The sequence below is a fragment of the Heyndrickxia sp. FW510-T9 genome, from assembly GCF_058781025.1.
In genome coordinates this window covers 1-965 of the sequence record NZ_JBYSWK010000110.1, presented here as the reverse complement: position 1 = coordinate 965, position 965 = coordinate 1, and the positions used below count along the sequence as shown (strand labels likewise).

The 965-nt window shown below is 39.0% G+C and carries 1 protein-coding gene; it reads left to right on the top strand.

Features of this window, described 5'->3' with window-relative positions; all coding sequences use genetic code 11:
* On the top strand, positions 1-965 hold a 965-nt coding region (locus AC3WJF_RS23045; RefSeq protein ID WP_492456436.1), incomplete at both ends, for an SH3 domain-containing protein.

Below are 965 nucleotides of genomic sequence, written 5' to 3'. Positions count from 1 at the left end.
TTAAAAAAAGGAACACAAGTAACGGTGTATTCGGATTCTAACGGTTGGTCTAAAATTAATGCCAATGGAAAAGACGGCTATGTAAGCAGCCAGTTTCTTACTTCTACAAAAAGCCAACCTACTAAAGCAACTTCAAGCAGCACATCAACTGCTATCAAAACTACTATTAAATCTGTCAATGTAGCTGCAAATTCTGCCTTAAATATGCGATCCACTGCATCGACTAGTGGAAAGATCGTGGCTACTCTGAAAAATGGAACACAAGTAACGGTATATTCAGAGTCTAATGGCTGGTCCAAAATTAATGCCAATGGAAAAGACGGTTATGTAAGCAGCCAGTATCTCACTTCGACAAAAAGCCAACCTGCTAAAGGAACTGTTACTATAAGCAGCACGTCACCTGCAACTGTTATTAAGACGACTGTTAAATCTGTCAATGTAGCTGCAAATTCAGTATTAAATATGCGATCCACTGCATCCTCTAGTGGGAAGATCGTAGCTACTCTGAAAAAAGGAACACAAGTAACGGTATATTCAGAGACAAACGGTTGGTCTAAAATAAATGCTAATGGAAAAGACGGCTATGTAAGCAGCCAGTATCTTACTTCGACAAAAAGCCAACCGGATAAATCAACTTCAGGCAGCACATCAACTCCTGTCAAAACGACAGTTAAATCTGTCAATGTAGCTGCAAATTCTACCTTAAATATGCGATCAACCGCATCCACTAGTGGAAAAATCGTGGCTACTCTGAAAAAAGGAACACAAGTAACGGTATATTCGGAGTCAAACGGTTGGTCTAAAATAAATGTCAATGGAAAAGACGGCTATGTAAGTAGCCAGTATCTTACTTCGACAAATAGCCAAACGGATAAAACAACTTCAGGTAGCACATCAACTCCTGTCAAAACGACAGTTAAATATGTTGATGTAGACGCAAATTCCATATTAAATATGCGATCAAC